At 55.9% G+C, this 26405-nt stretch carries 21 protein-coding genes; 9 read left to right on the top strand and 12 right to left on the bottom strand.

Annotated features, from left to right (window positions below):
• Position 1 precedes the first annotated feature (1 nt).
• From ACR0AG_RS08210 to putA, 8 genes are all read right to left on the bottom strand, one after another.
• Positions 2-745 (bottom strand): sulfite exporter TauE/SafE family protein, encoded by a 744-nt coding sequence (locus tag ACR0AG_RS08210; RefSeq protein ID WP_480837807.1) that lies wholly within the window; start codon positions 743-745, stop codon positions 2-4.
• Between the two features lie 4 nt (positions 746-749).
• Positions 750-1643: a LysR family transcriptional regulator gene (locus ACR0AG_RS08205; RefSeq protein ID WP_480837806.1), complete on the bottom strand. Its 894-nt coding sequence runs from the start codon at positions 1641-1643 to the stop codon at positions 750-752.
• A 455-nt stretch (positions 1644-2098) separates the two neighbouring features.
• Positions 2099-3484, bottom strand: coding sequence for a zinc metalloprotease (locus tag ACR0AG_RS08200; RefSeq protein WP_480837805.1), 1386 nt, complete (start codon positions 3482-3484; stop codon positions 2099-2101).
• Positions 3485-3614: 130 nt separating this feature from the next.
• Positions 3615-4577 carry an ATP-grasp domain-containing protein gene (locus ACR0AG_RS08195; RefSeq protein ID WP_480837804.1) on the bottom strand — a complete coding sequence of 321 codons (963 nt, stop codon included), beginning with the start codon at positions 4575-4577 and terminating at the stop codon, positions 3615-3617.
• Between the two features lie 70 nt (positions 4578-4647).
• Positions 4648-6189 (bottom strand): M43 family zinc metalloprotease, encoded by a 1542-nt coding sequence (locus ACR0AG_RS08190; protein ID WP_480837803.1) that lies wholly within the window; start codon positions 6187-6189, stop codon positions 4648-4650.
• A 96-nt stretch (positions 6190-6285) separates the two neighbouring features.
• Positions 6286-6597, bottom strand: a complete 312-nt coding sequence (locus ACR0AG_RS08185) for a hypothetical protein (RefSeq protein WP_480837802.1) — start codon at positions 6595-6597, stop codon at positions 6286-6288.
• Between the two features lie 9 nt (positions 6598-6606).
• A complete protein-coding gene (locus ACR0AG_RS08180; protein ID WP_480837801.1) occupies positions 6607-8052 on the bottom strand; it encodes a M28 family metallopeptidase in 1446 nt (481 codons plus the stop codon).
• A 724-nt stretch (positions 8053-8776) separates the two neighbouring features.
• The gene (putA, locus tag ACR0AG_RS08175; protein WP_480837800.1) at positions 8777-12250 is read right to left on the bottom strand and encodes a bifunctional proline dehydrogenase/L-glutamate gamma-semialdehyde dehydrogenase PutA; all 3474 of its coding nucleotides are present in this window, start codon (positions 12248-12250) and stop codon (positions 8777-8779) included.
• A gap of 131 nt (positions 12251-12381) precedes the next feature.
• Between putA and ACR0AG_RS08170 the strand changes: the two genes are divergently transcribed.
• Positions 12382-12855, top strand: a complete 474-nt coding sequence (locus tag ACR0AG_RS08170) for an Lrp/AsnC family transcriptional regulator (RefSeq protein ID WP_480837799.1) — start codon at positions 12382-12384, stop codon at positions 12853-12855.
• Positions 12856-12887: 32 nt separating this feature from the next.
• On the opposite strand, the gene ACR0AG_RS08165 is transcribed toward ACR0AG_RS08170, so the two are convergent.
• The 4 genes from ACR0AG_RS08165 to ACR0AG_RS08150 form a co-directional block, all read right to left on the bottom strand.
• On the bottom strand, positions 12888-14387 hold the full coding sequence (locus tag ACR0AG_RS08165) for a TRAP transporter large permease (protein WP_480837798.1): 1500 nt from the start codon (positions 14385-14387) through the stop codon (positions 12888-12890).
• The gene (locus tag ACR0AG_RS08160) at positions 14384-14968 is read right to left on the bottom strand and encodes a TRAP transporter small permease (protein WP_480837797.1); all 585 of its coding nucleotides are present in this window, start codon (positions 14966-14968) and stop codon (positions 14384-14386) included. The genes ACR0AG_RS08165 and ACR0AG_RS08160 overlap by 4 nt, the downstream gene beginning before the upstream one ends.
• A 65-nt stretch (positions 14969-15033) precedes the next feature.
• The gene (locus ACR0AG_RS08155) at positions 15034-16071 is read right to left on the bottom strand and encodes a TRAP transporter substrate-binding protein (RefSeq protein WP_480837796.1); all 1038 of its coding nucleotides are present in this window, start codon (positions 16069-16071) and stop codon (positions 15034-15036) included.
• Positions 16072-16196: 125 nt separating this feature from the next.
• Positions 16197-16997 carry an IclR family transcriptional regulator domain-containing protein gene (locus tag ACR0AG_RS08150; RefSeq protein WP_480837795.1) on the bottom strand — a complete coding sequence of 267 codons (801 nt, stop codon included), beginning with the start codon at positions 16995-16997 and terminating at the stop codon, positions 16197-16199.
• 510 nt (positions 16998-17507) lie between these two features.
• Here ACR0AG_RS08150 and ACR0AG_RS08145 point away from each other — a divergent pair.
• The 8 genes from ACR0AG_RS08145 to ACR0AG_RS08110 all read left to right on the top strand — a co-directional run bounded on the left by ACR0AG_RS08145 (position 17508) and on the right by ACR0AG_RS08110 (position 26393).
• Complete coding sequence (locus ACR0AG_RS08145) at positions 17508-19046, top strand: benzoate-CoA ligase family protein (RefSeq protein WP_480837794.1); 1539 nt, start codon at positions 17508-17510, stop codon at positions 19044-19046.
• Positions 19043-19861 (top strand): alpha/beta fold hydrolase, encoded by an 819-nt coding sequence (locus tag ACR0AG_RS08140; RefSeq protein ID WP_480837793.1) that lies wholly within the window; start codon positions 19043-19045, stop codon positions 19859-19861. The genes ACR0AG_RS08145 and ACR0AG_RS08140 overlap by 4 nt, the downstream gene beginning before the upstream one ends.
• Positions 19858-20268, top strand: coding sequence for a DUF309 domain-containing protein (locus tag ACR0AG_RS08135; protein WP_480837792.1), 411 nt, complete (start codon positions 19858-19860; stop codon positions 20266-20268). Before ACR0AG_RS08140 ends, ACR0AG_RS08135 begins: the two co-directional genes overlap by 4 nt.
• A gap of 133 nt (positions 20269-20401) precedes the next feature.
• Positions 20402-22063, top strand: coding sequence for a 2,3-epoxybenzoyl-CoA dihydrolase (gene boxC, locus ACR0AG_RS08130; protein WP_480837791.1), 1662 nt, complete (start codon positions 20402-20404; stop codon positions 22061-22063).
• Between the two features lie 33 nt (positions 22064-22096).
• Positions 22097-23548 carry a benzoyl-CoA 2,3-epoxidase subunit BoxB gene (boxB, locus tag ACR0AG_RS08125; protein ID WP_480837790.1) on the top strand — a complete coding sequence of 484 codons (1452 nt, stop codon included), beginning with the start codon at positions 22097-22099 and terminating at the stop codon, positions 23546-23548.
• 221 nt (positions 23549-23769) lie between these two features.
• On the top strand, positions 23770-24960 hold the full coding sequence (gene boxA, locus ACR0AG_RS08120; protein WP_480837789.1) for a benzoyl-CoA 2,3-epoxidase subunit BoxA: 1191 nt from the start codon (positions 23770-23772) through the stop codon (positions 24958-24960).
• Position 24961: 1 nt separating this feature from the next.
• Entirely contained in the window at positions 24962-25408 is a 447-nt protein-coding gene (locus ACR0AG_RS08115) for an acyl-CoA thioesterase (protein WP_480837788.1), read from the top strand.
• 64 nt (positions 25409-25472) lie between these two features.
• Positions 25473-26393, top strand: coding sequence for a helix-turn-helix transcriptional regulator (locus ACR0AG_RS08110; RefSeq protein ID WP_480837787.1), 921 nt, complete (start codon positions 25473-25475; stop codon positions 26391-26393).
• The last annotated feature ends 12 nt before the right edge of the window (positions 26394-26405 follow it).

The following is a 26405-nucleotide window of genomic DNA, read 5'->3' as shown; positions in this document are numbered from 1 at the left end:
CCTACAGCAGCTCTCGCGCCATCAGGATCAGGCCAGAAACAAAACACAGAACGATCAGTAGACGTTGAAACACCCTGTCCGGCACAAGTTTGAAGACGATGATGCCGAGTTGGGCGAACACTAACGCTGTAGGTATAGCGATCATTGCATAGCGCAGGGTTTCGGGCGTGTACGCCCCGCGCAAGGCGAGAAACACCGCGCTTAAGCCCAGTACGCACAGGTTGTAAGGTTGCAAAACCGCCCGCGTTTCCGCCTTGGGCCAGGACCGCATGGAACACCACATGGTCGGCAGCGCACCTGACAGCGAGGCCAGCCCACCAAGAAATCCGCCAAGGAAACCAACCGTTACATCGACGGTCGGCGTCGGTCGGTCAAACTTGGGCAGGTTGCGGCGTGCCATGAAGAAACCACCATAGATCAGCAGAAAACCGGCGATGACCAGTTTCAGCGATTGAACGTCCACATAGCGCAGGCTTTGAACGCCCAAGGGGATGCCGAAAAGCGCGGGCAGCAGAAATCGGCACAGGCGTTTGGGATTGTCCAGGATCGCCGCGCGAACCACCCAAATACCTTGCAACCCGGTTACGACGGACAAGAGCAAAACCAGCGCCACGGCCTGGGTGGGCGGCAACACGCTGAGGAAAAAGCCAAGTGCAAACAACGACGTACCGAATCCAGCCAGGCCATTGACGAACCCGCCCGCTGCAGCACCTGCCAGCACTAGAAGGTAATCCGGGGTATTCACGCAATCATGCTCCGGCTGGTGGGTCTATTTCGAGGCGGCCAATCGAAATGGCCTCAAGCATCGTGGCATGCAGCGCCTCAAGAATGCGGGTTCTCGGATTGTCAGACCGATAGACCAACACCAATTCCCGGCTGGGTGCCTTGTCACCTAACGGGATGCGTTTGATCGGCATGGGGTTTGAGCTTTTGACGCAGGTCTGCGGCACGATTGAGACCCCCAGATTGGCCGCAACCATGCTTGAAATTGCCTCAAGGCTTTCCAGCTCCATCGTTTCATTAACGCGCAAGTTCATGTCCTGCAGCCAGTTTTCTATCAGTTGCCCCACAACAGCGTTCCGGTTGAAGCGGATGAACGGGTTATTTGCGATCAGTTTTAGGGGATCATCATCGGGCGTGTTGAGCGCGGTCAGCAATTGCATCGGCTCTTCCGCCAGATACCTGGCTGTCAACTGTGCTGGCAGCGACGGTGGACGAGAGACAATCGCCGCATCCAGACGACCGCGTTCAATCTCTGCAATCAACGGCATGGTCAGGCCAGGATTGACGCGCACATGCAGGTGATTGAACTTTTTCTTCAACAGGTTGACCGACAGCGGTGCCAAACCTGTCAAACATGTCGGCAAGGCGCCCAGCGAAACGTCACCGCTCAGGCCCTCATCCCCAAGAACAGATGGCACGATATCGTCATAGGCACTGACAACCTCTTGTGCTTTGGCAACAATGGCCCTGCCGATGGGGGTCAGCTCCGGTGTCCGTTTCGACCGGTCGAACAGAGCCACTCCAAAATCATCCTCCAACGCGCGCATTTGCTGGCTAACGGCGGCATGGGTCACATGGACCTCATCCGCCGCGGCGCTGAAGGTCTGGTTTTTCTCAACCGCGATCAGGGTTCTGAGCATTCGTATGGACACTGCTTTTGGTTCCCTAAAGCATAAGCTGATCTTTCAGCATATGTCGAACAGGTACATCTTTGTTAAGCAGTGTTTAATATTTCTGAGAGCATTCGCAAGACTGCAAATATTGAGAGCCACAAAGCTCTACCATTTAGCACCCGTAGTTTTCCTGCGGCGATCGATCCGCCAATTTAATGCTAAGTCAGATCGGCAAGAGGGGCCGTTCCTTAACAACGGTCCTGTTTGTCACGTGCCGGATTGCAGTCGTTAGGAACTATGTTGGCTCTGGGAACAAACTCATAGGTTGCGGACAGACCGTCGATATGCTGCGGCTTCACCAATGTCTACTTTGGTGTTTCCGGATATGTCACAAACGGTTGTGTTTTCCGGTGACAAAACCATTTTGGTTTTGGTCAAATGGCACAGTGTGTGTTGTTGAAACAGTGAATGATCACTCGTCATTACAAGCCGAGTTCACCGCGGTCTCGAATAAGCGTTTCGTGCATGCGTGATACCTGTCCCTTTGTGAACATTACGGCGACGTTGTCGTCAGTGTAATCGAGGAAGTTCATAAACATGTCGCCAGCAGGGCCGTTATCACATGTAACACTTGGAAAGGCGGGAACCCCGAAATTAGGGCCCGCTTGGTTCGGTGTATCGTCAACGAAGTCAGAACCGGAGCAGCCATCGCCGTCGTCACCCCAAATGTGTCGGAGGCCAAGCCATTGAGCCACCGATTGCGTTGTTGCACGCCCCAGATGAAAGGGTTCCTGAACGGTACCTTCTGTGCCAAATGCCTGATGGGCAGTCACAATTCCGTCGGTTTCTGCCGGACCTCCGGGAAATTGCGCAGCACTGAGGAGGCCGCCGTTCAGGTCGGCCACCCATATGTTGAGGTAGCGGTCTCTGTCCCACGGGTCGGAGCCACCTGTTTTCGCAGCCTTTACGGCTTCAATGTCAAAAGATGCTCTGTCACTTTCGACCCGTACAATGCCGGTTGTGGGACGTCCGTTAGGGTCAACGCGAGCAAGTTCGAAAGCAAGTCGAGCGTTGCCAATTAACGGTTTGAACGGCTCCGGAACAGATATTAGATCAGCGTTTCGCGCTTGAAAATCCTCGTTAAGGGCGCGGATCTGACTAGAAATCTGCTGATCTGAAATATTGCCTTGGTTTCCGGTGTAAACAACATGGACCACTACAGGAATCGTCCTAAAAATTTCGTTACTGATTGTGTTGACCTGAGCAAACTCTGCTTGTGTTACCCTTATGCCGATCAAATACTCCCGGGTCTCTCGACCCTCGCTTTCGACACGTCTTCGCTCAGCTTCAATTGCTGCCAGCACCTCTTCAGCGCTTTCAGCAAACTCGCTAATCGTTTCTTCTTTCTCGTTGCGAACGGCCTGCAACTCAAGTGCAGCCTTTGTTCGAAACTCGACAACCGAGGCGATGACGCTGTCTGTGAGACCTGCGATGTCTTCTTCGCGCGCTTCAACCTCTCTCACGACGCGGTCACTCACTTTTTTATCGATACCCTCAATCGCTTCGTCTGTACGCTCTTGGAAATTCTCGATCACGTCCGTTACACGCGCCTCTAAGGTGAAATAGCCTCCGGCGGTCGCAACACCGACAAGGATCGCCAAAATCCAGAGAACCGTCTTTAGGTTGCCATAGAATTTTTCTTTGATCTCACGCGAGAGCTGAATCGCGAGTAATCTAAGCTCGGCGGATCCACTTTCTTCGATATGCTTTTTTAGCCCCGAAAGCTCTTTATGGAGGGCATCACGTTCTCCTCTCAGAGTATCACGCTCAACACGAAGCCGTTCGATTTCGGATTTCTGATTTGTCATGAAATCACCCAGAATGCCTCAAACACGTTATCGGCAACGATTGTGTGTGTCACTGCATTAGTTATTTCGGGCTCGAACCATCGACCAAAACCTGTGTGCCGAAACCAGCAAGAAAAATCTTCGACTGAACTCACCCAAGAGCTTCGCGGATAGGTGTTCGTCCGGCATTTCGGTCAAGCGCTGCGGCAATTGCTTGTGGGACCTTTTGGCCCGTTCGTTCAGCCGCAAAAAGATATTCACCGGCTGGATTGACCTCGAAGAACACATGTTCGCCTTCGGGTGTGACGCGAAAATCAACCGCCCCGTATTTTAGGCCAAAATGATCCATCAGTGCCTGCAGCCGAGTCGCAATGTCATCGGGAAGCGTATATGGGAACACCTCGGCGCTGCCGATACCGCTGCGGTAGTCAACTTCATACTCTGGTCTGCTGCGGAATGCGGTGGCGAACATCTCTCCATCGACGCAGGTCACGCGTAGATCGAGGGCAAGGGGAATGTACTCTTGAAAGATCACAGGGGCGAAACGCACGGCGTCCAATTGCGCGACCTCTGCAGGCCCAATTCTGAGGGTTTCTCGTGGCGCTTCGGGAATGTTGCGGAACGCTTTGCGAACGACACCTGCTCTTTCATGACGTGCGACAAACGCGCGGGCCTCATCCGGTCCGTTTGTGACGAGGGTCTCTGGCACGCGCAAACCAAGCCGATGCGCGACACGGTGTTGCGTGACTTTGCGTAGCGCCATCTCGTCGGCGGTCGGATGGTTCATCCAAAAGCAATCCATCGCATACCAAAGCCCGTTCACTGCTTCGGTTGTTTCAGACCATGCAAAAAGCCGCCCGGTGTCGTCTGAAATTGAAGGATCAATGTCGAATGCTCTGATCCGGCGATTCCAGACCGCGCCCACCTGATCCAGATCGATCCGACGGCCATCGGGCAAATCCAAATACAATGCGTCCATGGTCCCTCCTGCAGCGGCATGCATCCGGGCGCGCTGCGGGAAATCGGCCAGATCAAGCAAGGCATACGGCTGGGTGATATGCTGCAGCACTCGGTTCACATGGTCGTTGTTGGGAAACGTGATTATCAAGATCATGGTATTCACCAGAAAAGCAGAGTGGCTAGGAGCCCGGCGGCGAAGGGAAACCGCCGGGCGATGCGAGGCCCTAATGACCACCCATCTGGACGTATGCAGCGTAGGTCTGTTGCCAGCCCATCATGCCCTGTTCATCCAACATGCCGCGCTGGTACAGATCAGCATAGACTGCCAGAAGCTGAGCGTAGTGCTGCAACATTGCAGACGCATTCGGATCTGGCTGAGGTGCTGCGGTGCTTGCATTGGGCGCCGCTCCGGTTCCAAGCACAAATGGCATGATCGGTTGCGCGGGCTGCACTGGCTGTAAAGGTGGCCGCGGCAGTCCACCACCAGGCACTTGCGGCCCTTCAAAAATGCCTTTGGCCGGACCTTCGAAGATGGACTTCGGTGGATCGTTGATCAGGTTTTTGGGCAGATCATCGCGAATGTTCTTGGGACCGGGATCAAAAGGACCGTCCTTGATAAGATCCTTGGGTCCATCTTTGATGCCTTCCTTTACCAATTCTTTGGGTGGATCCTTTGGACCATCTTTCGGGAAATCTTTACCAAAATCTTTGGGTGGGTCTTTGGGGGCATCCTTCCCAAGATCTTTCGGGAGTTCCTTGGGCAGGTCCTTCGGAATCTCTTTGAGAGGTTTGCCACCTGGATCGCCAACGATCGGTTTGGGGATAAGCGGATTGCACGAGAATGTCTCACCGATACTCGAACGTGGGCCGTCGAGGCACGCTTGCATCCGCGCGATCTGACCCTCGGTGAACATGACCATCGTGTCATCATCCACATAGTCCATGTAGTTCATGAACATATCGCCATTGGGGCCGTTGCTGCACGAAACCGATGGGAAACTTGGCTTGCCCGTGTTTGGACCACCTTGGTTGGGGGTATCGGACACGTGGTCTGTCCCGTTACAACCACCCCCATCGTCACCCCAGATGTGACGCAAGTTCAACCAATGGCCGATCTCATGTGTGGTTGTCCGGCCTTTGTCGAAAGGCGCTTGGGCCGTGCCGGTGTTGCCAAAGGCGGTATAGGTGCAGACGACCCCATCCGTTGCAGCCGGCCCACCGGGGAATTGTGCATACCCCAACAATCCACCAGACAATTGTCCGACCCAGATGTTCAGATACTCAGATGTATCCCAGGCATCTGCACCGCCCGAAGCCGATGACTTGATCTCGTCGTTGGATCCAAACGATGTTTCGTTCGTTTGTGTGCGTGTGACACCATCGGTGGGGTTCCCGTCGGGGTCTTCACTGGCGAGGACAAATTCGATCCGCGCATCCCCTGCCAGTGGTGCAAAAGGTGCGGGAACATTGGAAACGTCCGCATTCTTCTTGCGGAAGTCTTCGTTCAGCACGGCAATCTGACTGTCAATCTGCGCCTGAGAGATGTTTTGATCGGGCGTATTCCAAACCACATGAACCACAACTGGAATGCGGGTACATCCCGGTCGCATCGTAATTCCGGACTGGATCGCGCGGAAACAGTGGTCTTCCGCTCGCGCCAAACGCCGCGCATAGTTTCGATCGGTATCAAGAAGACGACGGTGGTTCTTCATCGTGCCGCACGCGCGGCAAGGCTTCCCGTGTTCGTGTGCGTGTTCGTCAGCCATAGCGCTGCTCCTCTTTCTACAAAAACTTGTCGTCAAAAGTCAGACTGGTCCCGATAAGGCCCCTTAAATACAGGGCCGGGACACGGACGCCGTAACCTAGCGCCGGTTCAGGATCAGTTCTGTATCGGTCATGGATTCTACCGTGTATTCGCCCTCCCATCCTTCAAGTTTCAATTCCAAAGTGTTCTCGTCAATCATGGACCAATCGCCCTCGGCCTGCGCCTCAAGTCGATCAGTCGCACCTTGTGCCATTGATAAAACGCAGCCTTCCGGATCCAGTTCCAATTGCCGCCGCCCGCCGCGGCTGGATGGAACATTTGCATCTGCCCGCATCAGGACCAGTTGGTCTTTTGCGCCGCGCTCTTGAATTTCGACCCATGCGCCAGTGAGTTTTTCTGTCTGTCCCATTCGGTTCCTTCAAAGTTGAGATTGCCCTGTCAGCCGATCGTGTTCCGTTCGAAGCTGTTGCATGTGCAGAAGATCATTCTGGTTCAATCCGCCCATAGCAGATAAGCGCGCGTATTGAGCCAAAAGCATCTGATAGTGCATCGCCAACTGGCGCATCTCGTCAGATGGCCCGCATCCAGCACATCCACAACCACTTTCGCCAGGCTGCGTGGTCTGTCCGGCAACCACGCTGGCTTGCTCCGCAAGGAAGGCCACGTTCATACGCAATATTTCCATCGCGAAAGCGACGTCGACACGGTCAAGCGTATCATTTTCGGTATGGATCGCGTCATTCGCGCTGTCCGCACCTTCAATGGTCAGGACCGCCGGGATACCGGCATCCAGGAAAGGCACATGATCTGATGCAAATGGATTAAGCGAACTTTGCACATTCAGCGATGTAAACGAAGCGGCTGCACTGGATAGTCCGTCAATCAAAGACTGGCTGAGCGACGCGCCTTCAAGCAGAACAGTTTGCGCTGGCGTATTCACATGGCCAATCATATCCATGTTCAAAACGGCTTTGGTGCGGGCTTTGTCCGCCGTGCTCATATCGGCGACATATTGCTGAGAACCGTGCAGACCTTGCTCTTCACCACCGAAAAGGATGAATGTCAAATCATGTTCAAACTGCGCCCCGGCCATGGCTTGGGCAAGGGCCAGAACGCCCGCAGAACCAGACCCGTTGTCATCTGCGCCCGGAGCGGGTGACGTGGGGCCACCCGGGTGGTTCACGCTGTCCAGATGCGCGACGATGATCACCTGATCAGGGCTCGTCGATGTGCCCGCCTTGAATCCGATGACGTTGGATGACTGCCCGGCGCCCGGAACGGTCACTGGCGCTTGGCTCGTGACATAACCCATGCCGGACAAGCGGCCTTGGCACCAATCTGCGGCATCCTGATAATTGGACGATGTTGATAAACGCGTGGGGAAACTCACCAGGTGTGTCAGATCTGCGATAAATCTCGCCTGATCCAAAGCTGCAACCAGATCACTCGTGCCGCTTCGCGTGGTTGCGGCTTTCGGCGTGACCTCTTCAAATGCAATGGAATTCTCTTGCAGCGGTTCGATGGCAAAGCAAGTCTCGTCATCACGGACGAGCGTCTTGGCTTTCGCCTTGGGAACGTCAACAACAAGGTAGCGTCCCTTGTCGAGGATCACGGGAATGTCTGGGTAAGCCTGTTGAAAGGTGCGTCCCTTTTGAACGACCAAATGCATGGCACCCTTATTGATTTCACCATCGGCTGCCAATCCACCGCGACCAATCGCGGATGTAACGCCAGCCCACTTGTTCGCGGCCGCGTAAATCAATTGAGTATCACCGAACTGAACCCACCACCCATCGGCTTTGGCTGCCTTGTTGCTGGTGGTGCGTGCTTTCGTCCCTGCAGCCGGAATAATAGCGTATTTCATCCGCAGCTCCTCCAATAATTTTCAAAATATTTTTTCAAACAATGCGAAAACAATATCAAAACCAGCCCGTTTTTTCAATGGAACCGACGCGAAAGCCCGGATTTCCGCCGTATGTCCGGCCTATTTGTGCGAAAGTAGTTCTACTGCCATTCCGGCAGTGCTCCCTGCTTCTGGTTGACTTAATTCCGCATCATCATTTAGCGGATTGTCTCTTCTTTTGCGGTTGGAGCGCTTAAAACTGATTGTGTTCACCAAGCAAACAACAACAAAGTCCTGCGTGATAGAAATATACCCCCGGACAAATTCTATTTGTGATAATCAGTCGTTTTTGTCACTTGCGACACAACCCCGGAAAGCAATGAAAAATCTCCGCCACAAACTCTTGGGAAAACCTCCATTGATTTTATCACGTTTTTGACGCGCACCCGAGGTATCGGCCCTTCATGCAGGATGCAGCATCGGACAGAAAAGCGTTCCTTGTTGGCTTGCTCTGCCTGGTGGATCAATTACAGCTTTGTTGATTGCTACCCGAGATGGGCAAACTTTGAATCGCAAATGGCAAGACCTGTGGATTGTCAAACGCCCCACCGATATTTAACCCTCAGTTTAGTCCGTAGGCCGTGGCAGATCTATGTGTGGCCACCCAGCAAAAAACCAAACGCATTCGGAATGACCTTCCCTTTGTGGCGCAGGTGGCGGACACTTGCCCCTGCGCCTGCGTATGTCAGCTGACAGCGGCCAATAGGCTGGCATTGCCACCGGCTGCTGTCGTGTCGACACAGATGTGACGTTCCATCAGGCAGCGATCTCCAAAATCTTCTTCGGTGATCAAAGGTACAAGAGCACCTTCACGTTCAGCAAGTGCTTTACGGATGATGCGCAGATCGGGTTCTGCCCCCCAGTGAACCACTGCATCAATGCCTTCCAGCGTCACGAGCGAGGAGGGATCAATCGTGCCGTCCGCAGCTCCCGGACCCTGCGCGCCGGTGGCAACGATGATAGCGGCACAGCCATGGGCCTGTGCGATGGCGGCCTGTTGGCGGGCCGCAGCAAGCGTTGGGCCAAGGCACAGGAACTTACCGCGCCCGTAAGTCGACAACACGTTGGATTCTCCGGTCGGTCCTGGCAACTCTGTCCGACCAAGGGCAAGCCGTGCGGGCATTGCCGCTTCGTTGATTGCAGCCTGAATACCGGCTTGCGAGGCTGCCTTGCCGGGCTCAGCCGCAATGCTATTGCTCGGGCCCTGCGTGAACCGCCTGACGTAAGACGGACCGCCTGCTTTCGGACCGGTGCCCGACAGACCCTCGCCGCCAAAGGGCTGTGAGCCGACGATCGCTCCGATCTGGTTGCGGTTGATGTACATATTGCCGACATTGATCCGCGAGGTGACCTGCTCAATCCGGTCATCGATGCGGGAATGCATGCCGAATGTCAGGCCAAAGCCCGTCGCATTGATGGCGTCGACGACCTGATCCAACTCGGACGATTTGAAGGTCGCAACGTGCATGACCGGTCCGAAGACCTCTTTTTCCATATCGGCAATGCTGGAAACGCGCAGTACGGTTGGTGGGACGAAGGTTCCCTCTTTGGGCGCCGCCAGTTGTTTGAGTACACGGCCTTGCCCCCGGGCGACCTCGATGTAGTCCAGGATTTCCTGCTGTGCACCCCTGTCGATGACCGGACCAACATCCGTGCGAAGGTCCCAGGGATTGCCTACGACAAGCTCGTCCATCGCACCATAAAGCATGTTCAAAAGCGTGTCTGCGACGTCCTCCTGCACATAGAGGATGCGCAAGGCCGAACACCGCTGACCCGCAGATTGGAATGCCGAGGCAACGATATCCTTGATCGCCTGTTCGGGCAGCGCGGTGGAATCCACGATCATGGCATTCAAGCCACCGGTTTCCGCAATCAATGGCGCGCCTGGATCGATTTCTTGGCTTATGGCGCGGTTGATGGTTTGCGCGGTAAAGGTTGACCCGGTGAAACACACCCCGTTGATGCGGGGATCGGATGTCATCTGAGCACCCACAACCGAACCCCGGCCCGGGATCAGTTGCAGGGCGGTGCGCGGCACGCCTGCCTCATGCATGAGGCGGACACCGATTGAGGCGATGATCGCTGTCGGCTGTGCGGGTTTTGCAATCACGCTGTTGCCCGCTGCCAGCGCGGCAGCAATCTGACCCGTGAAGATGGCCAGCGGAAAATTCCAAGGCGAAATACAGGCAACAATACCACGAGCAGGGTTCGCCAATTCTGTCCCGCGCGCCGCGTAGTAGCGCAGGAAATCCACGGCTTCTCGCAGTTCGGCGATCGCGTCCAACGGTGTTTTTCCGGCCTCGCGGGTCAAGGCCGCAAAAATCTCACCAAAGTTCTCTTCATACAGGTCGGCGGCTTTTCGCAGGGCGGTGGCGCGGGTCATCGCATCTGCATCCCAAGGGGACGCGGCGCCAAGCGCGGTTTCCATATCTTCTGCCGATGCCTGATTGGCTGTGCCAAGTTGATCTGCGTGATCAGCCGGGTTGATCACATCCAGCACCCGATCTCCGACCACATCGCCTGCGATCATCGGACCAACGTCCCAGGTTTTCGATTGGAACGGAGTGCGCGCCTGATCGATCTCTGCCAGATCAGTGGTGTCATGCAGATCCCATCCGCGCGAGTTTGGTCGTTCGCGACCATAGAGGTCGGCGGGCATCAGCACGGCGGCATTGCTTTCCGGCGCCAGAGTGCTTTCGAACGGATCCGACGCAATGGATTCAGGCGCAACGCTTTCGTCGACGATCTGGTTCACAAAAGACGAGTTCGCCCCGTTCTCCAGCAACCGGCGGACCAGATAAGCCAACAGATCACGATGCGCCCCAACGGGTGCATAGATACGGCACCGCGTGCCTTCGCCTTCCAGCACAAGATCATGCAGTGAATCGCCCATGCCGTGCAGGCGCTGAAACTCAAAGCTGCGTTTGTCCTCGGCCATTTCTAGGATGGCGGCGACCGTGTGCGCGTTGTGTGTGGCAAATTGCGGATAGATCCGGTCTGACATCCCCAACAGCTTTTTGGCACAGCAGATATAGGACACATCCGTTGCCGCCTTGCGGGTGAAAACGGGAAAGCCGCCCAGACCTTCGACCTGAGCCCGCTTGATCTCGGTATCCCAGTAGGCCCCCTTGACGAGGCGAACCATGATCTTGCGGTCCAACTCGGTGGCGAGCGCGTTCAGCCAATCAAGAACATAAGAAGCCCGCTTGCCATAAGCCTGAACGACAACCCCGAAACCGTCCCAGCCCGCCAGAGACGGATCGCGCAGCACTGCTTCGATCACATCCAGCGACAGGTCCAGCCTGTCGGCTTCTTCGGCATCGATATTCAACCCCATGCCCGCGTCTTTGGCCTGATTGGCCAGTTTCAGCGTCTGCGGGACCAGTTCAGCCATCACACGATCTGTCTGACCCACTTCGTACCGGGGATGCAGCGCAGACAGTTTGATCGAGATGCCAGGGTTTTCACGAATGTCCTGCGATCGGCATTCTTTGGCCAGCGCCGAGATCGCGTTCTGATAGGCGACAAAAAAACTTTCGGCGTCCGCGGCAGTTAGGGCCGCTTCGCCCAGCATATCGTAGGAATAAGTATATCCCTGTGCCTCTTTTGTCTTTCCACGTTTGACGGCTTCTTCGATGGTCTGGCCCAGAACGAACTGCGCGCCCATTTCTTTCATGGCGCGTCCAACGGCGGCGCGGATCACCGGCTCGCCCAGGCGTTTCACGGCGCCTTTCAGGGTGGCGACCACACCATGCCCTTCCTGCAGGACCTTGCCTGTCAGCATCAGGGCCCATGTTGATGCGTTGACCAGTGAAGAGGACGAGTTACCCAGGTGCTGCCCCCAGGCGGATGGCGCTATCTTGTCTTCGATCAGAGCGTCAATTGTATCCGCATCCGGTACACGCAAAAGCGCCTCGGCCAGGCACATCAGGGCCACACCTTCGCTGGTGGAAAGACCGTATTCTGCCAGGAACACTTCCATCAGGCCGGGATTGTCATCTGCACGGATGGACTGAATCAACGAAACCGCTCGGTTTTGAGCCGCCGCGCGCAGGGGCGCAGAAATGCCAGCCTTTGTCCGAAGCGCGCTCAGCACCTCGGCCTCATCACGCAGGTGATTGCTGCGAATTTCTTCTCGGATTTTGGACAGTCCAGCCATGGGATCCCCACTCATTCCTGCGGTTCGCGGTTTGGTCAGCAGAATAGCGATTTCACTTTGGTCGTGTTGACTTAATTCATACTACTATCGAGGCGAATAGACCAAAAAATACCATAAAGGCGGATCAAATAGTGGAAATACAGAAACAAGACAGTCAGATAGACCGATTTGATCGTGAGATCATGGCGATTCTGAGCCGTGAGGGCCGGTTGCCCGTGACCGAGCTGTCTGCGCGGGTTGGATTGTCAAAAACGCCGTGTCAGGTCAGGCTCAAGAGGCTGCTGGCAGAAGGGTACATTCTGGGGTTCGAGGCGGTCCTGAACCCGTCGAAGCTCGATCTTGAACAGGTCGCTTTTGTTGAGGTCAAATTGTCTGACACGACGGAAGCCGCCTTGTCGGCGTTCAACACGGCGGTTGGAAAAGTTCCTGAGGTGGAACAATGCCATATGATCGCAGGTGCCTTCGACTACCTCATCAAGATCCGAACGTCCAATATGCGCACGTTCCGTCAGGTCTTAGGTCGGACAATTTCAACATTGCCGCATGTCAGCAGCACATCGACCCATGTCTCGATGCAATCCGTCAAAGATAGCGAGACATTTTAGGACCGTTTCGGGCGTGGCTGTAGCATCCGCTCTCACCAAGGGAAAACGAACACCAGCGTGATGATCGGAAACGCCACAAGGATGGCCACGCGAACCAGATCGGATGCGACAAAGAACATCACGGCCTTGTAGGTTTCGATCATGCGCGTTTTTCGGTCCATTGCGTTGATGACGAACAGGTTCATACCAACCGGTGGCGTGATCAGGCCAACCTCGACCACGATCAGGACGAGGATGCCGAACCAGATCGCGACCAGTTCGATGTTGATCCGGTTCAACGCGCCGTTATTGGCGCCGCGAATTTCCATGGCGCGGATTTGTTCGCGGGTCAGTTCTCCTCCGGCGGCGAGGGTCTGTTGGACGGATTCCAGCATATCCGGGGCAAGTTGCACACCGGCGGCAAAAGCTTCGGCGGCTTTCGACGCGTGCAGTTCAGCCATAGTATACAGGCCGAAATCCAGCTCTTGCATCACCGGCCAGAAGATCGGGATTGTCAGCAGGATCATCGAAAGACTGTCCATCAGGCAGCCCAGCAAAAGATAGAAGACGAGGATCAGGACCAGCACGAGCCAGGGGTTGAACCCCTGTTGCGTGACAAAGGATGCAATCTCCTGCGGCACCTGCGAAAGGGCCAGAAAGCCGTTGTAAAACGCGGCGCCCAGAACGATGAAAAAGATCATCCCGGTTGAGCGCGCGGTCACGATGAAGCTTTCCCCTAGCGTCGCAATGTTGAGACCACCATTCGCCCAGGCGATCAGCCCGGTGCCAAAGGCCCCCACCGCCGCCCCTTCGGTTGGCGTGAAGATGCCCGCATAGATGCCACCGACAACGGCCAGAAAGACCAGCATGACGGGCCAGACATTTATGAGGGCCTTGATACGTTCTCCGTAGGGGATGCGTTCGCGCACGCCGGCCTCATCCGGATAAAGACGGACATAGATCGAGATCACGATGACATAGCCGACCGCCGCCAAAATGCCGGGGATGAAAGCCGCAAGGAACAGTTTGGCGATGTTTTGCTCTGTCAGGATCGCATAGATTACCAGAACAATTGAGGGCGGGATCAGGATGCCAAGCGTGCCGCCAGCTGCCAGCGTTGCGGTCGAAAAGCCGCCTTTGTAGCCGTATTTGCGCAGCTCTGGCAAAGCCACGCGTCCCATGGTGGCTGCGGTCGCCAGTGACGATCCGCAGATCGCACCAAACCCGGCACAGGCGCCGACCGAGGCCATGGCGACACCGCCCTTGCGGTGCCCCAACCAGCTTTCGGCTGCTTTGAAAAGCGCCGTGCTCATGCCGCCCAGGGTTGCGAATTGCCCCATCAACAGGAACATCGGGACCAGCGACAAGGAATAGTTCGAGAAGGTCGAGAAGGTTTCGGATTTCAGGCGCGCCAAAGGTAACGACGCATCGCCTGTCACAAAGACAAGGCCCAGAAACCCGGCCAGAAACATTGCAAGGCCAATGGGAACACGCAGGAAAATCGCAGTCAGGAGGGCCGGAAAGGAAAGAAGGCCAATCGTTAGGTCACTCAATGACTTGCTCCTGCCTGATCAGGGATGATGGATTGCCCGGTGGTCAATTCGCTGATCCGTGCGAATGCCATGTAGATCGCGGCCACAGCAGCAAAGACGGACGCGATCAAGCTGGGCAAATAGGCCCACCAGATCGGAAATTCGAGCAGGAAGGTGGTCTGGCCCGAGGCAATCTTGCTTTGCATGCCGCTATACAGCTGGACCGTGATCACAATCAGCACCAGGGCAAAAAGAACCTCACTGATTGCGGCAAGAAATCTGTTCGCGCGGGTCGACATGCGCGACGTGAAAACATCCACTAGCGCATGCCCTGAGGTGATTTGGCAGATCGGTAGAAAGGCAAAGATGACAAAGGCCATGCCGGCCTCGACAAGTTCAAAATCCCCTTTGATCGGACCGACGCCAAGCGCCAGCAACGCAGCTGCAGCGCCTTCGAAGTTGTTCTGCATGAAGTCCGAATTCAGAAAACCGCTGAGTGTGCGACCCAGGATCGAAACGCAGGTCATGATGACCAGCGCCGTCAATACCGTGCCGCCGAGATAGGCCATCAGGCGCGATAGCCTCAGAACGATCGAGTACATGGATTTACCTTGCCCTGTAGCAAATGCCGCGGACCTTGGCCGATCCGCGGCATCCTTCTGTCAGTCTACTGATTTTCGTACTCTGCCATCAGCGCCTTGGCTTCGTCGATCAGGGCCTGACCGTCGATACCTTTGTCCGCCATTTCTGCAATCCACTCTGCATAGAGCGGGGCGGTTGCCTCTTTCCAGGCGTCCAGATCATCGCCGCTGACCGTGATGATGTTGTTGCCGTTTTCCACTGCAAACTCACGCGCGGGACCATCGGAATCCGTTTGCGTACCGCCTGCGAAGATCGAGAATTCGAGGCCAGAGTTTTTGTCGACAACAGCTTTCAGATCATCGGGCAGACCTTCGTAAACGTCCTTGTTCATCGCAAGAACAAAGGTCACGTTATAAAGCTGAGTGCCTTCGAATTCCGTATGATTTTCAACCAGTTCCGGAACTTTCAGCGCGCCCGTGACTTCCCAGGGGATGGTGGTGCCGTCGATCACGCCTTTGGACAGCGCCTCGGGCACTGCAGGTACAGGCATGCCAACAGATTCCGCACCCAACGCGGCAATCATCTTGTTGACCTGGCGGGTCGCCCCACGAATTTTCACGCCCTGCATGTCATCGGGCGTTTCAATCGGATCAGCCGAATGGATCATGCCCGGTCCGTGCACCCATGTGCCAACGATGTGCACATTGTCGAATTCGGTGTCCTTCATGTGCTTTTCGAACATTTTCCAATACGCATAGGACGCTGCGCGGCTGTCTTCGATCATGAAAGGAAGTTCAAAGACCTCGGTGCGTGGAAAACGACCGGGGGTATAGCCCACGACCGTCCAGATCACATCGGCAACACCATCTTGCACTTGGTCAATCAGCTCTGGCGGTTTGCCACCAAGCTGCATGGATGGGAACCGATCCACCTTGATGCGGCCACCGGAATCCTCCTCGATCCCGTCGGCCCAAACATCCAGAACAAGTTTCGGGACGTTCGCCTGCGCCGGCAGAAACTGATGCAGCTTCAGCGTGACTTCCTGCGCAAAAGCCGCGCTGACCGTCATCGATGCCATCACCGCGCCACCCAGTGCGGCAAGTAGATTTCTACGTGTTGTCATGTTTTCCTCCCTAACAACTCAATTGGTGTTCAGTGGATTTTTCCCATCGGCCCCAACTGAGGCTTAGCCATCCACAAATCTCTGCGACATTCTATCCAAGACTTGAACCACCGCTCCCATTCCCCTCAATCACGCAAACAGATCGCAGTGCGCCTAAGTGTATCAATTGTGCGTGCCACTTCGACCTGATCCTCAAACCTTTTGAGCGTGGCGGTGGTCAGCAGTACAGCTTGAACGCCCCCTATGCTGGATACTGGAACAGCGATCCCAGACACCCCGGTTTGGAATTCGTTCGAGACCAGGGCATACCCTTGTTTTGCGGCCTCGTGAATTTTTCGGCGCATGGATTTCACATCCATTTCCGTCGAATCCGCGTATTTTTTGACTTCGCAAGACCGAATAACGTCTTCGCGAAGCTCTTCGGGGCATTGCGCCAACAGCATGCGGCCAGCAGCGGTCGGCAACATCGGCAGCGTGCTTCCAATCGAAAATCCCACACAAAAGCGCACGGAGGATATTGTCGACTTAGCAACATAAACCGCACGGTTTCCTTCCCTGACGCAAAGCGAGATTTCACCTTTGATCTCTTCCGCGAACTGGTTGAGCGTTGGTTGGATCGATTTTCCGATACTGTTGGCAGTAACGTAGCCACCAGCGACCGCGACAATCTTTGCGGACAGCTGGAAAAACCGTCCGTTTTTCCACAGATACCCGCCTTCTTCCAATGCCATAATCAAACGGCGTGCAGTTGCCCGGTCAAAGCCGGTCAATTGAGCGACATCTGCCATCGTCAGGTCCGTGCGGCCGCTTTCAAAGCAGTTCAGCACCCGTAAACCCTTGACCAGAGTTGAGGCGCCGTTACCTCCGCTTGCAACAGGTTTTTCCGTTGGAGCGTCCGTTTGTTTATTTATCGCATCAAAGTTCATATAGCGAACGTGTAAGGCGCCGCTGACGCCTTGTCCAGAGATTTTGTTAACGAGATAACTTTCCAGAAAAGCGAGGCGAACCCAATGCAAAGAAACCAGCGCTGCACCCTAGCACTCTGTCCAGCGCCAATCCAAAACGTCGAATGAACGGCTGACTTGGTCAAATTCGTTTGCATGCGTCAACAGTCCCTCAATTCGCAGTTTGGCATTTTGAACCGTGCCGCACGTTTACCCAGCGCGGAGTTCCCAAAATGCATGGCTGCATGAACAGAAATCATGGCTCATCCAGCAGACACAGCTTGGTCCGGTTTGACGGGCGATAGAGGCTGCGGTTTTTCAGGCCGTAGATAGAACTTAGCTCCATTGGCGCCGCGTCGCTTGCCATGCTGTGGCGGTGGGTAAGCGCGATTAGGTTTATGCAATAAAATGCATGACACAAGAAATTTATGCTGTCAATCTGTCACGTAGTGATGCAATATAACGCATCACTGACTCGTTGGGAGGAGCGGGATGCCAGAGACCCAGAACGCAGCACATTGGTTTGTTGATCGTCACCTCGAAGAGGGGCGGTCAGAAAAAACAGCCTATAAAGAAGCGGATGGCGAGCAGCGAGAGCTCACTTATGGAGAGCTTGCGGACCAAACCGCGCGCTTTGCCGGAGCGTTGGTCCGCGCCGGTGTCCGCCGCGAAGAACGTGTGGCCATGCTGGTTCTGGATCAGATCGAGTTTCCGGTCGTGTTCTGGGGGGCGATCAAGGCCGGTGCGATTCCTGTGCCCATGAATACGCTGCTTTCGACCTCGGTTTGTGAGGCCATATTGACCGACAGCCGAGCGTCGGTCCTGATCGTTTCGGCCGCGTTGTGGAAGACCGTTGCGCCAGCCGTCAAAGACAACCCGCATCTGCGCCACGTGGTCGTGATCGGAGCTGCGCCCGAAGGGGCCATCAGCTTTTCAGATTTTGTGGACGGAGCAGGCGCGGTTGAGCCGGTCGAGGCCAGCGGGGACGAAACAGCGTTCTGGCTCTATTCGTCGGGATCAACGGGCCAACCCAAGGGCGTGCGCCATGTGCATTCCAGCCTGAAGGCAACCGCCGATACCTTTGGCGCTCAGGTTCTGGGGTTGCGCGAAAGCGATGTGGTGTTCTCGGCTGCAAAGCTCTTTTTCGCCTATGGGCTGGGCAATGGTATGTCCTTTCCCATGGCATGCGGTGCAACAACGCTTTTGCTGGGCGGTCGACCGACACCCGATCTGGTCTTTGACATCATACAAACCCATGCACCGACCATTTTCTGCGGTGTTCCGACCCTCTTTGCGGCAATGAATGCAACCGCAGAGAATGCCCAAGGTGGTATCCGTTCGAATCTGCGTCTTTGCGTGTCTGCGGGAGAGGCGTTGCCGCGTGAGGTCGGCGAAGCGTGGGAAAACAAGATGGGCGCGGCGATTGTCGACGGGGTCGGTTCGACCGAGATGCTGCATATCTTTCTGTCAAACCGCCCGGGCGACATTGTCTACGGCACGTCAGGTACGGCTGTTCCGGGCTATGACGTCCGGCTGGTGAACGAACAGGGGGCCGAAGTCGGTTCCGGCGAGGTGGGCGAACTGCTGGTGCGCGGCCCCTCTGCCGCGGAAAGCTATTGGAACCGCCGTGCCAAATCCCGCGAAACGTTCGAAGGGGAATGGACGCGGACGGGCGACAAGTATGAGCGGACAGATGAGGGCCGCTATATCTATTGCGGGCGAACCGATGACATGTTCAAGGTTTCGGGCATCTGGGTCAGCCCGTTTGAGGTTGAGCAGGCCCTGATCGAACACCCCGCCGTGTTGGAGGCCGCAGTTGTGGCGCAGCCGGATGACAAGGGTCTGGAAAAACCCAAAGCCTTTGTCGTGTTGAAAGATGGTCAAAGCCCCGACGCAATCGCCAGTTTGAAAGAGTTCGTAAAAGACAAGATTGGCAAGTGGAAATATCCGCGCTGGATCGATGTGGTTGACGATCTTCCAAAGACGGCGACGGGCAAGATCCAACGCTTTAAACTGAGAGACATGTCATGAACTGGCAGGATGGCGCGACCGGGCGGTTGGAGGTCGAAGGCCGAGGCTTGGAATATGCCACCTGGGGGCCTGCGCCGGATGCTGCCCCGACGCTGGTTCTGCTGCATGAGGGGCTGGGTTGTGTCGCTCTTTGGCGTGAATTTCCCAAGCAGTTGGCCGAAGCGACGGGATTTGGCGTCTTCGCCTATTCCCGGGCTGGATACGGCCAATCGGATTCCGCCGATTTGCCGCGCCCGCTGGACTATATGACCATCGAGGCCACCGAGGTCTTGCCCAAGGTTTTGGATCAAATCGGTTTCCGTAGGGGCGTTTTGTTAGGCCATTCCGACGGTGCCACGATTGCGGCGATCTATGCGGGTTCGATCTCGGATCAGCGGATCAGGGGGCTTGTGCTGATGGCGCCGCATTTCTTCACAGAAGACTTGGGGCTCAAAGCCATCGCTGCGGCCAAGCTGGCCTTTTCTGCGCAAGGGCTAGAGGCGCGGATGGCCAAGTATCACCGAGATCCGGTTGCCACCTTCACGGGCTGGAATGACGCTTGGTTGGATCCTGATTTCAAGGATTGGAACGTAGCCGATGCCATCGACTATCTGAGGATCCCGACATTGGCCATTCAGGGGCGTGAGGACCAATATGGCACCTTGGCCCAGATCGATGAGATCGCATCCCGCAGCTATGCGCCGGTTGAAACCGCGATCCTGGAGGATTGCCGCCACTCTCCGCACTTGGATCAGCCCGAGGAAACACTGGCGGAGATCACCGGATATGTCCAACGGCTGGAGCGGATCGAACACGCCGCCGTTGCAACGGTATGAAGACTCTTTGGCGCCCAGGTCACGCTTATGTTCCGGGGCAAACGCCGCGCCATCCTGATGGTCTTTTTGACCCGCTCAAGGCTGGGCTTGCTGGTGTTCCGGCAAACCAATTGAGCGAAACCCGCGCCTGGGCCTATGGTCTGGCGTTTCTGAAGGACGGATATTTCTGGGAGGCGCATGAGGTGCTTGAGGCGGTCTGGATGGCCTGCCCGCCCAATGCGCCGGAGCGCTTGATGGTGCAGGCTGTTATTCAACACGCAAATGCCAGGTTGAAACGTAAGATGGGTCAGGACCGTGCGGCTCAGCGACTCGACAGGCGATCGGCCGCGTTGGCCGACGAAGCGGTGAGCCGGGCAGGGGGCCGTGTGTTGGGGTTTGACATAGAATTATGCAATATAATGCACTAAACTATCAATCTGGGGAGTAAATTTGCGGTGCAAAGGAAAAAATTCACAAGAAAAGGTGTAATATTTTGCATATCACACTTTACTTTCCCGCCCTCTGCGCAATATTGTGCACGTAAGCGAACAGGAGTCTCTGATGACCGAAGTGATAGATTTTCAGACCGATCCGTCGAAGTACCGCCATTGGCGCGTTGAATATAACGGCCCTGTTGCGAACCTCTTTATGGATGTAGACGAAGACGGAGGGCTGTTCGAGGGGTATCAGCTCAAGCTCAACTCTTACGATCTGGGTGTGGATATCGAACTGTCCGACATCGTGCAACGGATGCGCTTTGAACATCCCGAAGTCAAAGTGGTGGTCATGCAGTCCGGCAAGGACAGGGTGTTTTGCGCTGGGGCGAATATCCGGATGCTGGGTGGTGCCGCGCATAGTCACAAGGTCAATTTTTGCAAATTCACCAACGAAACGCGCAATACGTTCGAAGCTGCCGAAGTGGATAGCGGCCAGAAATATATTGCAGCCGTCAAAGGCGCCTGCGCGGGCGGCGGGTATGAGCTGGCCCTGGCCTGCAACCATATCATGCTGACCGATGACAGCACCTCTTCCGTTGCGTTGCCCGAAGTGCCTTTGCTGGCCGTTTTGCCGGGCACGGGTGGCCTGACGCGGGTCACCGACAAGCGCAAGGTGCGGCGCGATCTGGCGGATATCTTCTGCTCGACCGAAGAAGGGGTCAAAGGCAAGCGCGCGAAACAATGGCGCTTGGTGGACGAAGTCATCCCAAACTCGAAGTTCGATGAAACGGTGCGGGACCGTGCCCGCGAATTCGCAGCGAACTCTTCCAAGGTTGATGTGGCCTCTGGGATCGCTCTGGGTTCCTTGGACAAGACGGTGGCAGATGACGGTTCGTTGACATACAGCACGGTCGAAGTTTCCGTCGATCACGCGGGCCGGAAGGCGACCATCACGATCAGCGGCCCGGATGCAGCGGCCCCTGCGGACATGGCGGAATTCACGGCGCAAGGGGATCAGGCCTATTTGCTGCGCCTCGCGCGCGAATTGGATGATGCCATCTTACATCTGCGCCTGAATGAGATGGAATTGGGCCTTTTGGTGTTCCGCACGCAAGGCGACCCCGAAGCGCTGAGCGCGCATGAAGCCGTGTTGCTGGACAACAAGGATCATTGGCTGGCCAACGAGGTGCTGCACTTCTGGAAGCGTTTGCTGAAAAGGATCGACGTGACCTCACGCTCAATGTCCGCGCTGGTCGAACATGGGTCGTGTTACAGCGGCATTCTGGCCGAGCTTCTGTGGGCGGTGGACCGCACATATATGATGGAGGACGAGTTCGAAGGCGACAATCGCCCGATCGCGACCGTCACGCTGACCGATGCCAATTTTGGTCTCTTCCCCATGAGCAATGATCTGACGCGACTTGAGACGCGGTTCCTGGGTGACCCCGAAGCGCTGGAGGCGGCCAAGGGTCAGAAGGGCAAAGCCCTTGAGGCTGAAGATGCGGATGAATACGGTCTGGTGACCATGATCCTGGACGACATCGATTGGGAAGATGAGATCCGCATTTTCGAAGAAGAGCGCGCCTCTTTCAGCCCCGATGCGATGACCGGAATGGAAGCCAATCTGCGCTTTGCGGGACCGGAAACGATGGAAACACGTATCTTTGGCCGCCTGACGGCCTGGCAGAACTGGATTTTCAACCGCCCCAACGCGGTCGGCCCGGACGGTGCCTTGCAGCGCTATGGCACCGGCATTCGCGGCGAATACAAAATGGAACGGGTGTGACCTGGTCACCTGACCCCTCAGCAGGAGAAAGACATGCTTGACCTCATCAACGTGAATTACGACACGCAGATCCCAAACAATGTGGGTCTGAGTGAGGACCGCAAGGTTCTGAAAGCACTTGAGAAATGGCACCCGGGTTACATCGACTGGTGGAACAAGCTGATCCCTCAGAATTTCCAGGAATCGATGGTTTACCTGCGCACAGCGGTCAGCGTTGACCCCAAAGGCTGGGCCAAGTTCGACTATGTGAAGATGCCTGAATATCGTTGGGGTGTTCTTCTGGCACCGCAAGCCGAAGACCGGGTGATCCCGATGGGCGAGCACAAGGGCGAAAAAGCCTGGCAAGAGGTTCCGGGCGAATACCGCAATATGCTGAAACGTTTGATCGTAATCCAGGGCGATACCGAGCCTGGTTCGGTTGAACAGCAGCGCTTTTTGGGACTGACCGCTCCGTCGCTTTACGACATGCGCAACCTGTTTCAGGTCAATGTCGAAGAGGGCCGCCACCTCTGGGCGATGGTCTATCTGCTGCAGAAATATTTCGGCAAGGACGGCCGCGAAGAGGCGGATGATCTACTGATCCGGTCCTCGGGCTCCGAGGAAGCGCCGCGGATGCTGGGCGCCTTCAATGAGGAAACGCCAGACTGGCTGTCCTTCTTCATGTTCACTTATTTCACCGACCGCGACGGAAAGATGCAGCTTGAAAGCCTTGCGCAGTCAGGTTTTGACCCGCTCAGCCGGACCTGCCGGTTCATGCTGACCGAAGAGGCGCACCATATGTTTGTGGGCGAAACCGGCGTCAGCCGTGTGATCCAGCGTACTTGCGAGGCGATGAACGCGGCGGGTATCACGGACCCGTATGACATCGGCAAAGTGCGCGATCTGGGTGTGATCGACCTGCCAACGATCCAGAAAAAGCTGAACTTGCATTATTCGCTGTCGCTGGACCTGTTCGGGCAAGAGGTTTCGACCAACGCGGCCAACGCGTTCAACGCAGGGATCAAGGGTCGTTACATGGAGAACCGGATTGATGACGATCATCAACTGGCTCAAGACACTTACAAGGTCAGAAACATCGTCAACGGCGCTATTGTGACCGAAGAGGTTCCCGCGCTGACCGCGATCAATATGCGCCTGCGGGACGATTATGTCCGTGATGCCTCGGGCGGGATTGGACGCTGGAACAAGATCATCGAAAAAGCCGGAATTCACTTCAATCTGGCGCTGCCGCATGAGGCATTCCACCGTCAGATCGGCGTATTCGCCGTGATCAAGGCCAATCCCGAAGGTGACATCATCTCCGAAGCGGATTGGGCGGCAAATGTCGAAAACTGGCTGCCCAGCAAAGAAGACGGCGCCTATATCCAATCCTTGATGGTGCCCTGCTATGAGCCCGGAAAATACGCCGGTTGGATTGCTGCTCCGAAGGTTGGCATCGACAACAAGCCGGGTGATTTCGAGTATGTGAAGCTTCACATGGCCTAAGCGCTTGGCATGGGTCGGTCCACGGCCCACTGCCCCACACAGCTACAAGGACCAGCCATGCAGACCGAACGATCTACTATCCGCAAAGACCAGCCCGTCGTAGTGTTGGAACGCGAATTGGCGGGTGCAAAATGCCTCGATTGTCCCGGTTGCAAAGGGATTTGCGCGGCAATTGTCGACGCCATGACCGTCCCGGCCATCATCATGCGTCGAGGTCGTTCATGAACAAGCCTCTCAAGCAACATCTCATTGATCCAGAGATTTGTATCCGCTGTTACACCTGCGAAATGACCTGCCCCGAGCAGGCCATCGAACATGATGACAATAACGTCGTGGTCAATGCAGATTTGTGCAATTTCTGCATGGATTGCATCCCCGTTTGCCCCACAGGGTCCATTGATGAATGGCGTGTGGTGAATGACGCCTACAGCCTTGAGGATCAGTATTCCTGGGATGCGTTGCCCGAGCAGGAGGACCTGGGTGCGGACGAGGCTGAAACCGGAATGGAAGCGTTGGATGACGCCATGGCGGCGTTGTTGGCAGACGCCCATAAAGGGGCCGGGGGGAAATCCAAGGCTCCGGCGACTGCAACGAAGCCGACCATCAATCTGTATAATCTTGGCAAACCGGTCGAGGCCGTTGTTCAGGGGAACTATCGACTGACCGAGGAAGGCTCTGACAGCGATGTGCGCCACATCATTCTGGATTTTCAGGGCCACCCAATGCCGGTAATTGAAGGGCAATCCATCGGGATTATGCCACCGGGCGAAGATGGCGAAGGCAAGCCGCATCTGCCACGTCTCTATTCGGTGTCCAGTCCCCGTGATGGGGAACGTCCGGGGTTCAACAATGTCTCGCTGACGGTCAAGCGCGAAGACAAGGGCGTGTGTTCGAATTACATCTGCGATCTGAAAAAGGGCGATACGGTGCGCGTCACCGGTCCGTTCGGGTCCACGTTCCTTTTGCCGGATGAACCTGATGCGCGGATCCTGATGATCTGCACGGGCACCGGATCGGCCCCGATGCGTGCCTTTACCATGCGGCGTCAGCGCAAGGTCGGGGTAATCCACGGCGGCATGACCATGTTCTTTGGCGCCAGAACACCGGAAAGCCTGCCCTATTTCGGGCCATTGCAAAAAGTACCGTCCAGCCTTTTGCATCAGCACCTTGTATTCAGCCGGCAGGAGGGCCAGCCAAAAGAATACGTGCAGGATCGTATGCGGCAGGAAAAAGAGGCGGTGGCCGATCTTTTGCTGGACAACAATACGCATGTGTACATCTGCGGCTTGCGCGATATGGAAGACGGCGTCGACAGTGCCTTTGCCGAAATAGCGGGCGAAAACGGTCAGGACTGGGGCGCGTTGCGTGACAAAATGCGCGAAGATGGGCGATACCACGTTGAAACTTACTGAGATGTCGGAACGGCCTGCTTCGGCCTACCAACATGAAATCCGGGTGACCTGGGGCGATTGTGATCCCGCCAAAATCGCCTACACCGGTCGGCTGCCGTGGTTCGCGCTCGACGCGATAAACGCATGGTGGGAAGAGCATCTTGGCAGCGGGTGGTTCCAGCTGGAGCTGGATCGCAATGTCGGAACTCCATTTGTGCGTCTGGAGATGGATTTTACCGCCCCGGTGACCCCGCGCCACAGGCTGATTTGCCATGTTTGGCCCAGCAAACTGGGCTCCTCCTCGATCGAGTTTCGCGTCGACGGGGTGCAGGATGGTCAATTGTGTTTTTCAACCCGGACCGTCAGCGTGTTTATCGTGGCGGATGAGTTCCGCAAGCGTCAGCCGCCCGAAGATATCAAAACCTTGCTGGGCCCGTTCCTGAGCGAAGTTGCCGCAACTCAGGCATAACTGTTTTCCTTTTTCGACCGGTGGAAGTATAATGCATCACTGGAAAAGAACGGAATTATTGAACATGGCAGAGATTACCACATTCGGAGGTGCAAAGACCGACATAAGCACCGAATCCGAATTGGAACGCGTGATCTCGGACCTGATGGTGCAAGTGGGACAGCGGGTGCGCAGCGCGCGCGAGCGCAAGGGGATTTCCCGGCGCGTATTGTCCGAAAACTCTGGCGTGTCGCAGCGATATCTGGCGCAGCTTGAGGCCGGCACCGGCAATATTTCAATCGGTCTTCTGATGCGGGTTGCACAGTCTTTGGATCACAAGATCGAATGGTTTGTGGGCGAGAAGGACCCGTGGAATTCCTCAAGCCTGCGTGTGGCGGAACTGTTTGACAGCGCAGACCGCCAAACGCGCGAACTGGTCATGCGCGCCTTGGGTCCTGTTGCGTCCGAGGCGGGTCGGGGTGAGCGTATTTGTCTGATTGGGATGCGGGGTGCGGGCAAATCCACGCTGGGAAAACTGGCGGCAGAACGTCTGGATGTGCCTTTTCTGGAGCTAAACAAGGAAATTGCCCTCTATGGCGGGATGCCGGTGGATGAGATCCTGGCGCTTTATGGCCAAGAGGGGTATCGCAAACTCGAAGCGAGCTCATTGGATCGCGTGATCGAAAATTATGACCGCATGATCCTGGCGGTGGCGGGCGGCATCGTGTCCGAGCCTGAGACCTTCAATAAACTCTTGTCCCGGTTCCATACAATCTGGCTGAAAGCTTCACCGCAGGAACATATGGATCGCGTGCGGGCACAGGGGGACGAGCGCCCCATGCAAGGCAACGCAGACGCGATGGAGCAGCTCAAGGCCATTCTGACAAGTCGCGAGGCGGTCTATGCGCGTGCGGACGCATTGCTGGATACGTCCGGCTGCACCCTTGAGCAGTCGTTGGACAGTCTGGTGGCCACGATCCAATCACGACGATTTCTTGAGAATTGAAACATCCCGGAA

The organism is Ruegeria sp. H6, from assembly GCF_056532975.1.
This window is presented reverse-complemented; position numbering and strand designations above follow the sequence as displayed.

Bases quoted from the DNA above. Each gene is read 5' to 3' on its own strand.
- ACR0AG_RS08180 (WP_480837801.1), bottom strand. From the start codon at position 8,052: ATGAAATACGCTATTATTCCGGCTGCAGGGACGAAAGCACGCACCACC.
- ACR0AG_RS08155 (WP_480837796.1), bottom strand. From the start codon at position 16,071: ATGACAACACGTAGAAATCTACTTGCCGCACTGGGTGGCGCGGTGATG.
- ACR0AG_RS08145 (WP_480837794.1), top strand. From the start codon at position 17,508: ATGCCAGAGACCCAGAACGCAGCACATTGGTTTGTTGATCGTCACCTC.
- ACR0AG_RS08110 (WP_480837787.1), top strand. From the start codon at position 25,473: ATGGCAGAGATTACCACATTCGGAGGTGCAAAGACCGACATAAGCACC.
- ACR0AG_RS08185 (WP_480837802.1), bottom strand. From the start codon at position 6,597: ATGGGACAGACAGAAAAACTCACTGGCGCATGGGTCGAAATTCAAGAG.
- ACR0AG_RS08205 (WP_480837806.1), bottom strand. From the start codon at position 1,643: ATGCTCAGAACCCTGATCGCGGTTGAGAAAAACCAGACCTTCAGCGCC.
- ACR0AG_RS08190 (WP_480837803.1), bottom strand. From the start codon at position 6,189: ATGGCTGACGAACACGCACACGAACACGGGAAGCCTTGCCGCGCGTGC.
- ACR0AG_RS08115 (WP_480837788.1), top strand. From the start codon at position 24,962: ATGTCGGAACGGCCTGCTTCGGCCTACCAACATGAAATCCGGGTGACC.
- boxA (WP_480837789.1), top strand. From the start codon at position 23,770: ATGAACAAGCCTCTCAAGCAACATCTCATTGATCCAGAGATTTGTATC.
- boxC (WP_480837791.1), top strand. From the start codon at position 20,402: ATGACCGAAGTGATAGATTTTCAGACCGATCCGTCGAAGTACCGCCAT.
- ACR0AG_RS08160 (WP_480837797.1), bottom strand. From the start codon at position 14,968: ATGTACTCGATCGTTCTGAGGCTATCGCGCCTGATGGCCTATCTCGGC.
- putA (WP_480837800.1), bottom strand. From the start codon at position 12,250: ATGGCTGGACTGTCCAAAATCCGAGAAGAAATTCGCAGCAATCACCTG.
- ACR0AG_RS08195 (WP_480837804.1), bottom strand. From the start codon at position 4,577: ATGATCTTGATAATCACGTTTCCCAACAACGACCATGTGAACCGAGTG.
- ACR0AG_RS08140 (WP_480837793.1), top strand. From the start codon at position 19,043: ATGAACTGGCAGGATGGCGCGACCGGGCGGTTGGAGGTCGAAGGCCGA.
- ACR0AG_RS08150 (WP_480837795.1), bottom strand. From the start codon at position 16,997: ATGAACTTTGATGCGATAAATAAACAAACGGACGCTCCAACGGAAAAA.
- boxB (WP_480837790.1), top strand. From the start codon at position 22,097: ATGCTTGACCTCATCAACGTGAATTACGACACGCAGATCCCAAACAAT.
- ACR0AG_RS08200 (WP_480837805.1), bottom strand. From the start codon at position 3,484: ATGACAAATCAGAAATCCGAAATCGAACGGCTTCGTGTTGAGCGTGAT.
- ACR0AG_RS08135 (WP_480837792.1), top strand. From the start codon at position 19,858: ATGAAGACTCTTTGGCGCCCAGGTCACGCTTATGTTCCGGGGCAAACG.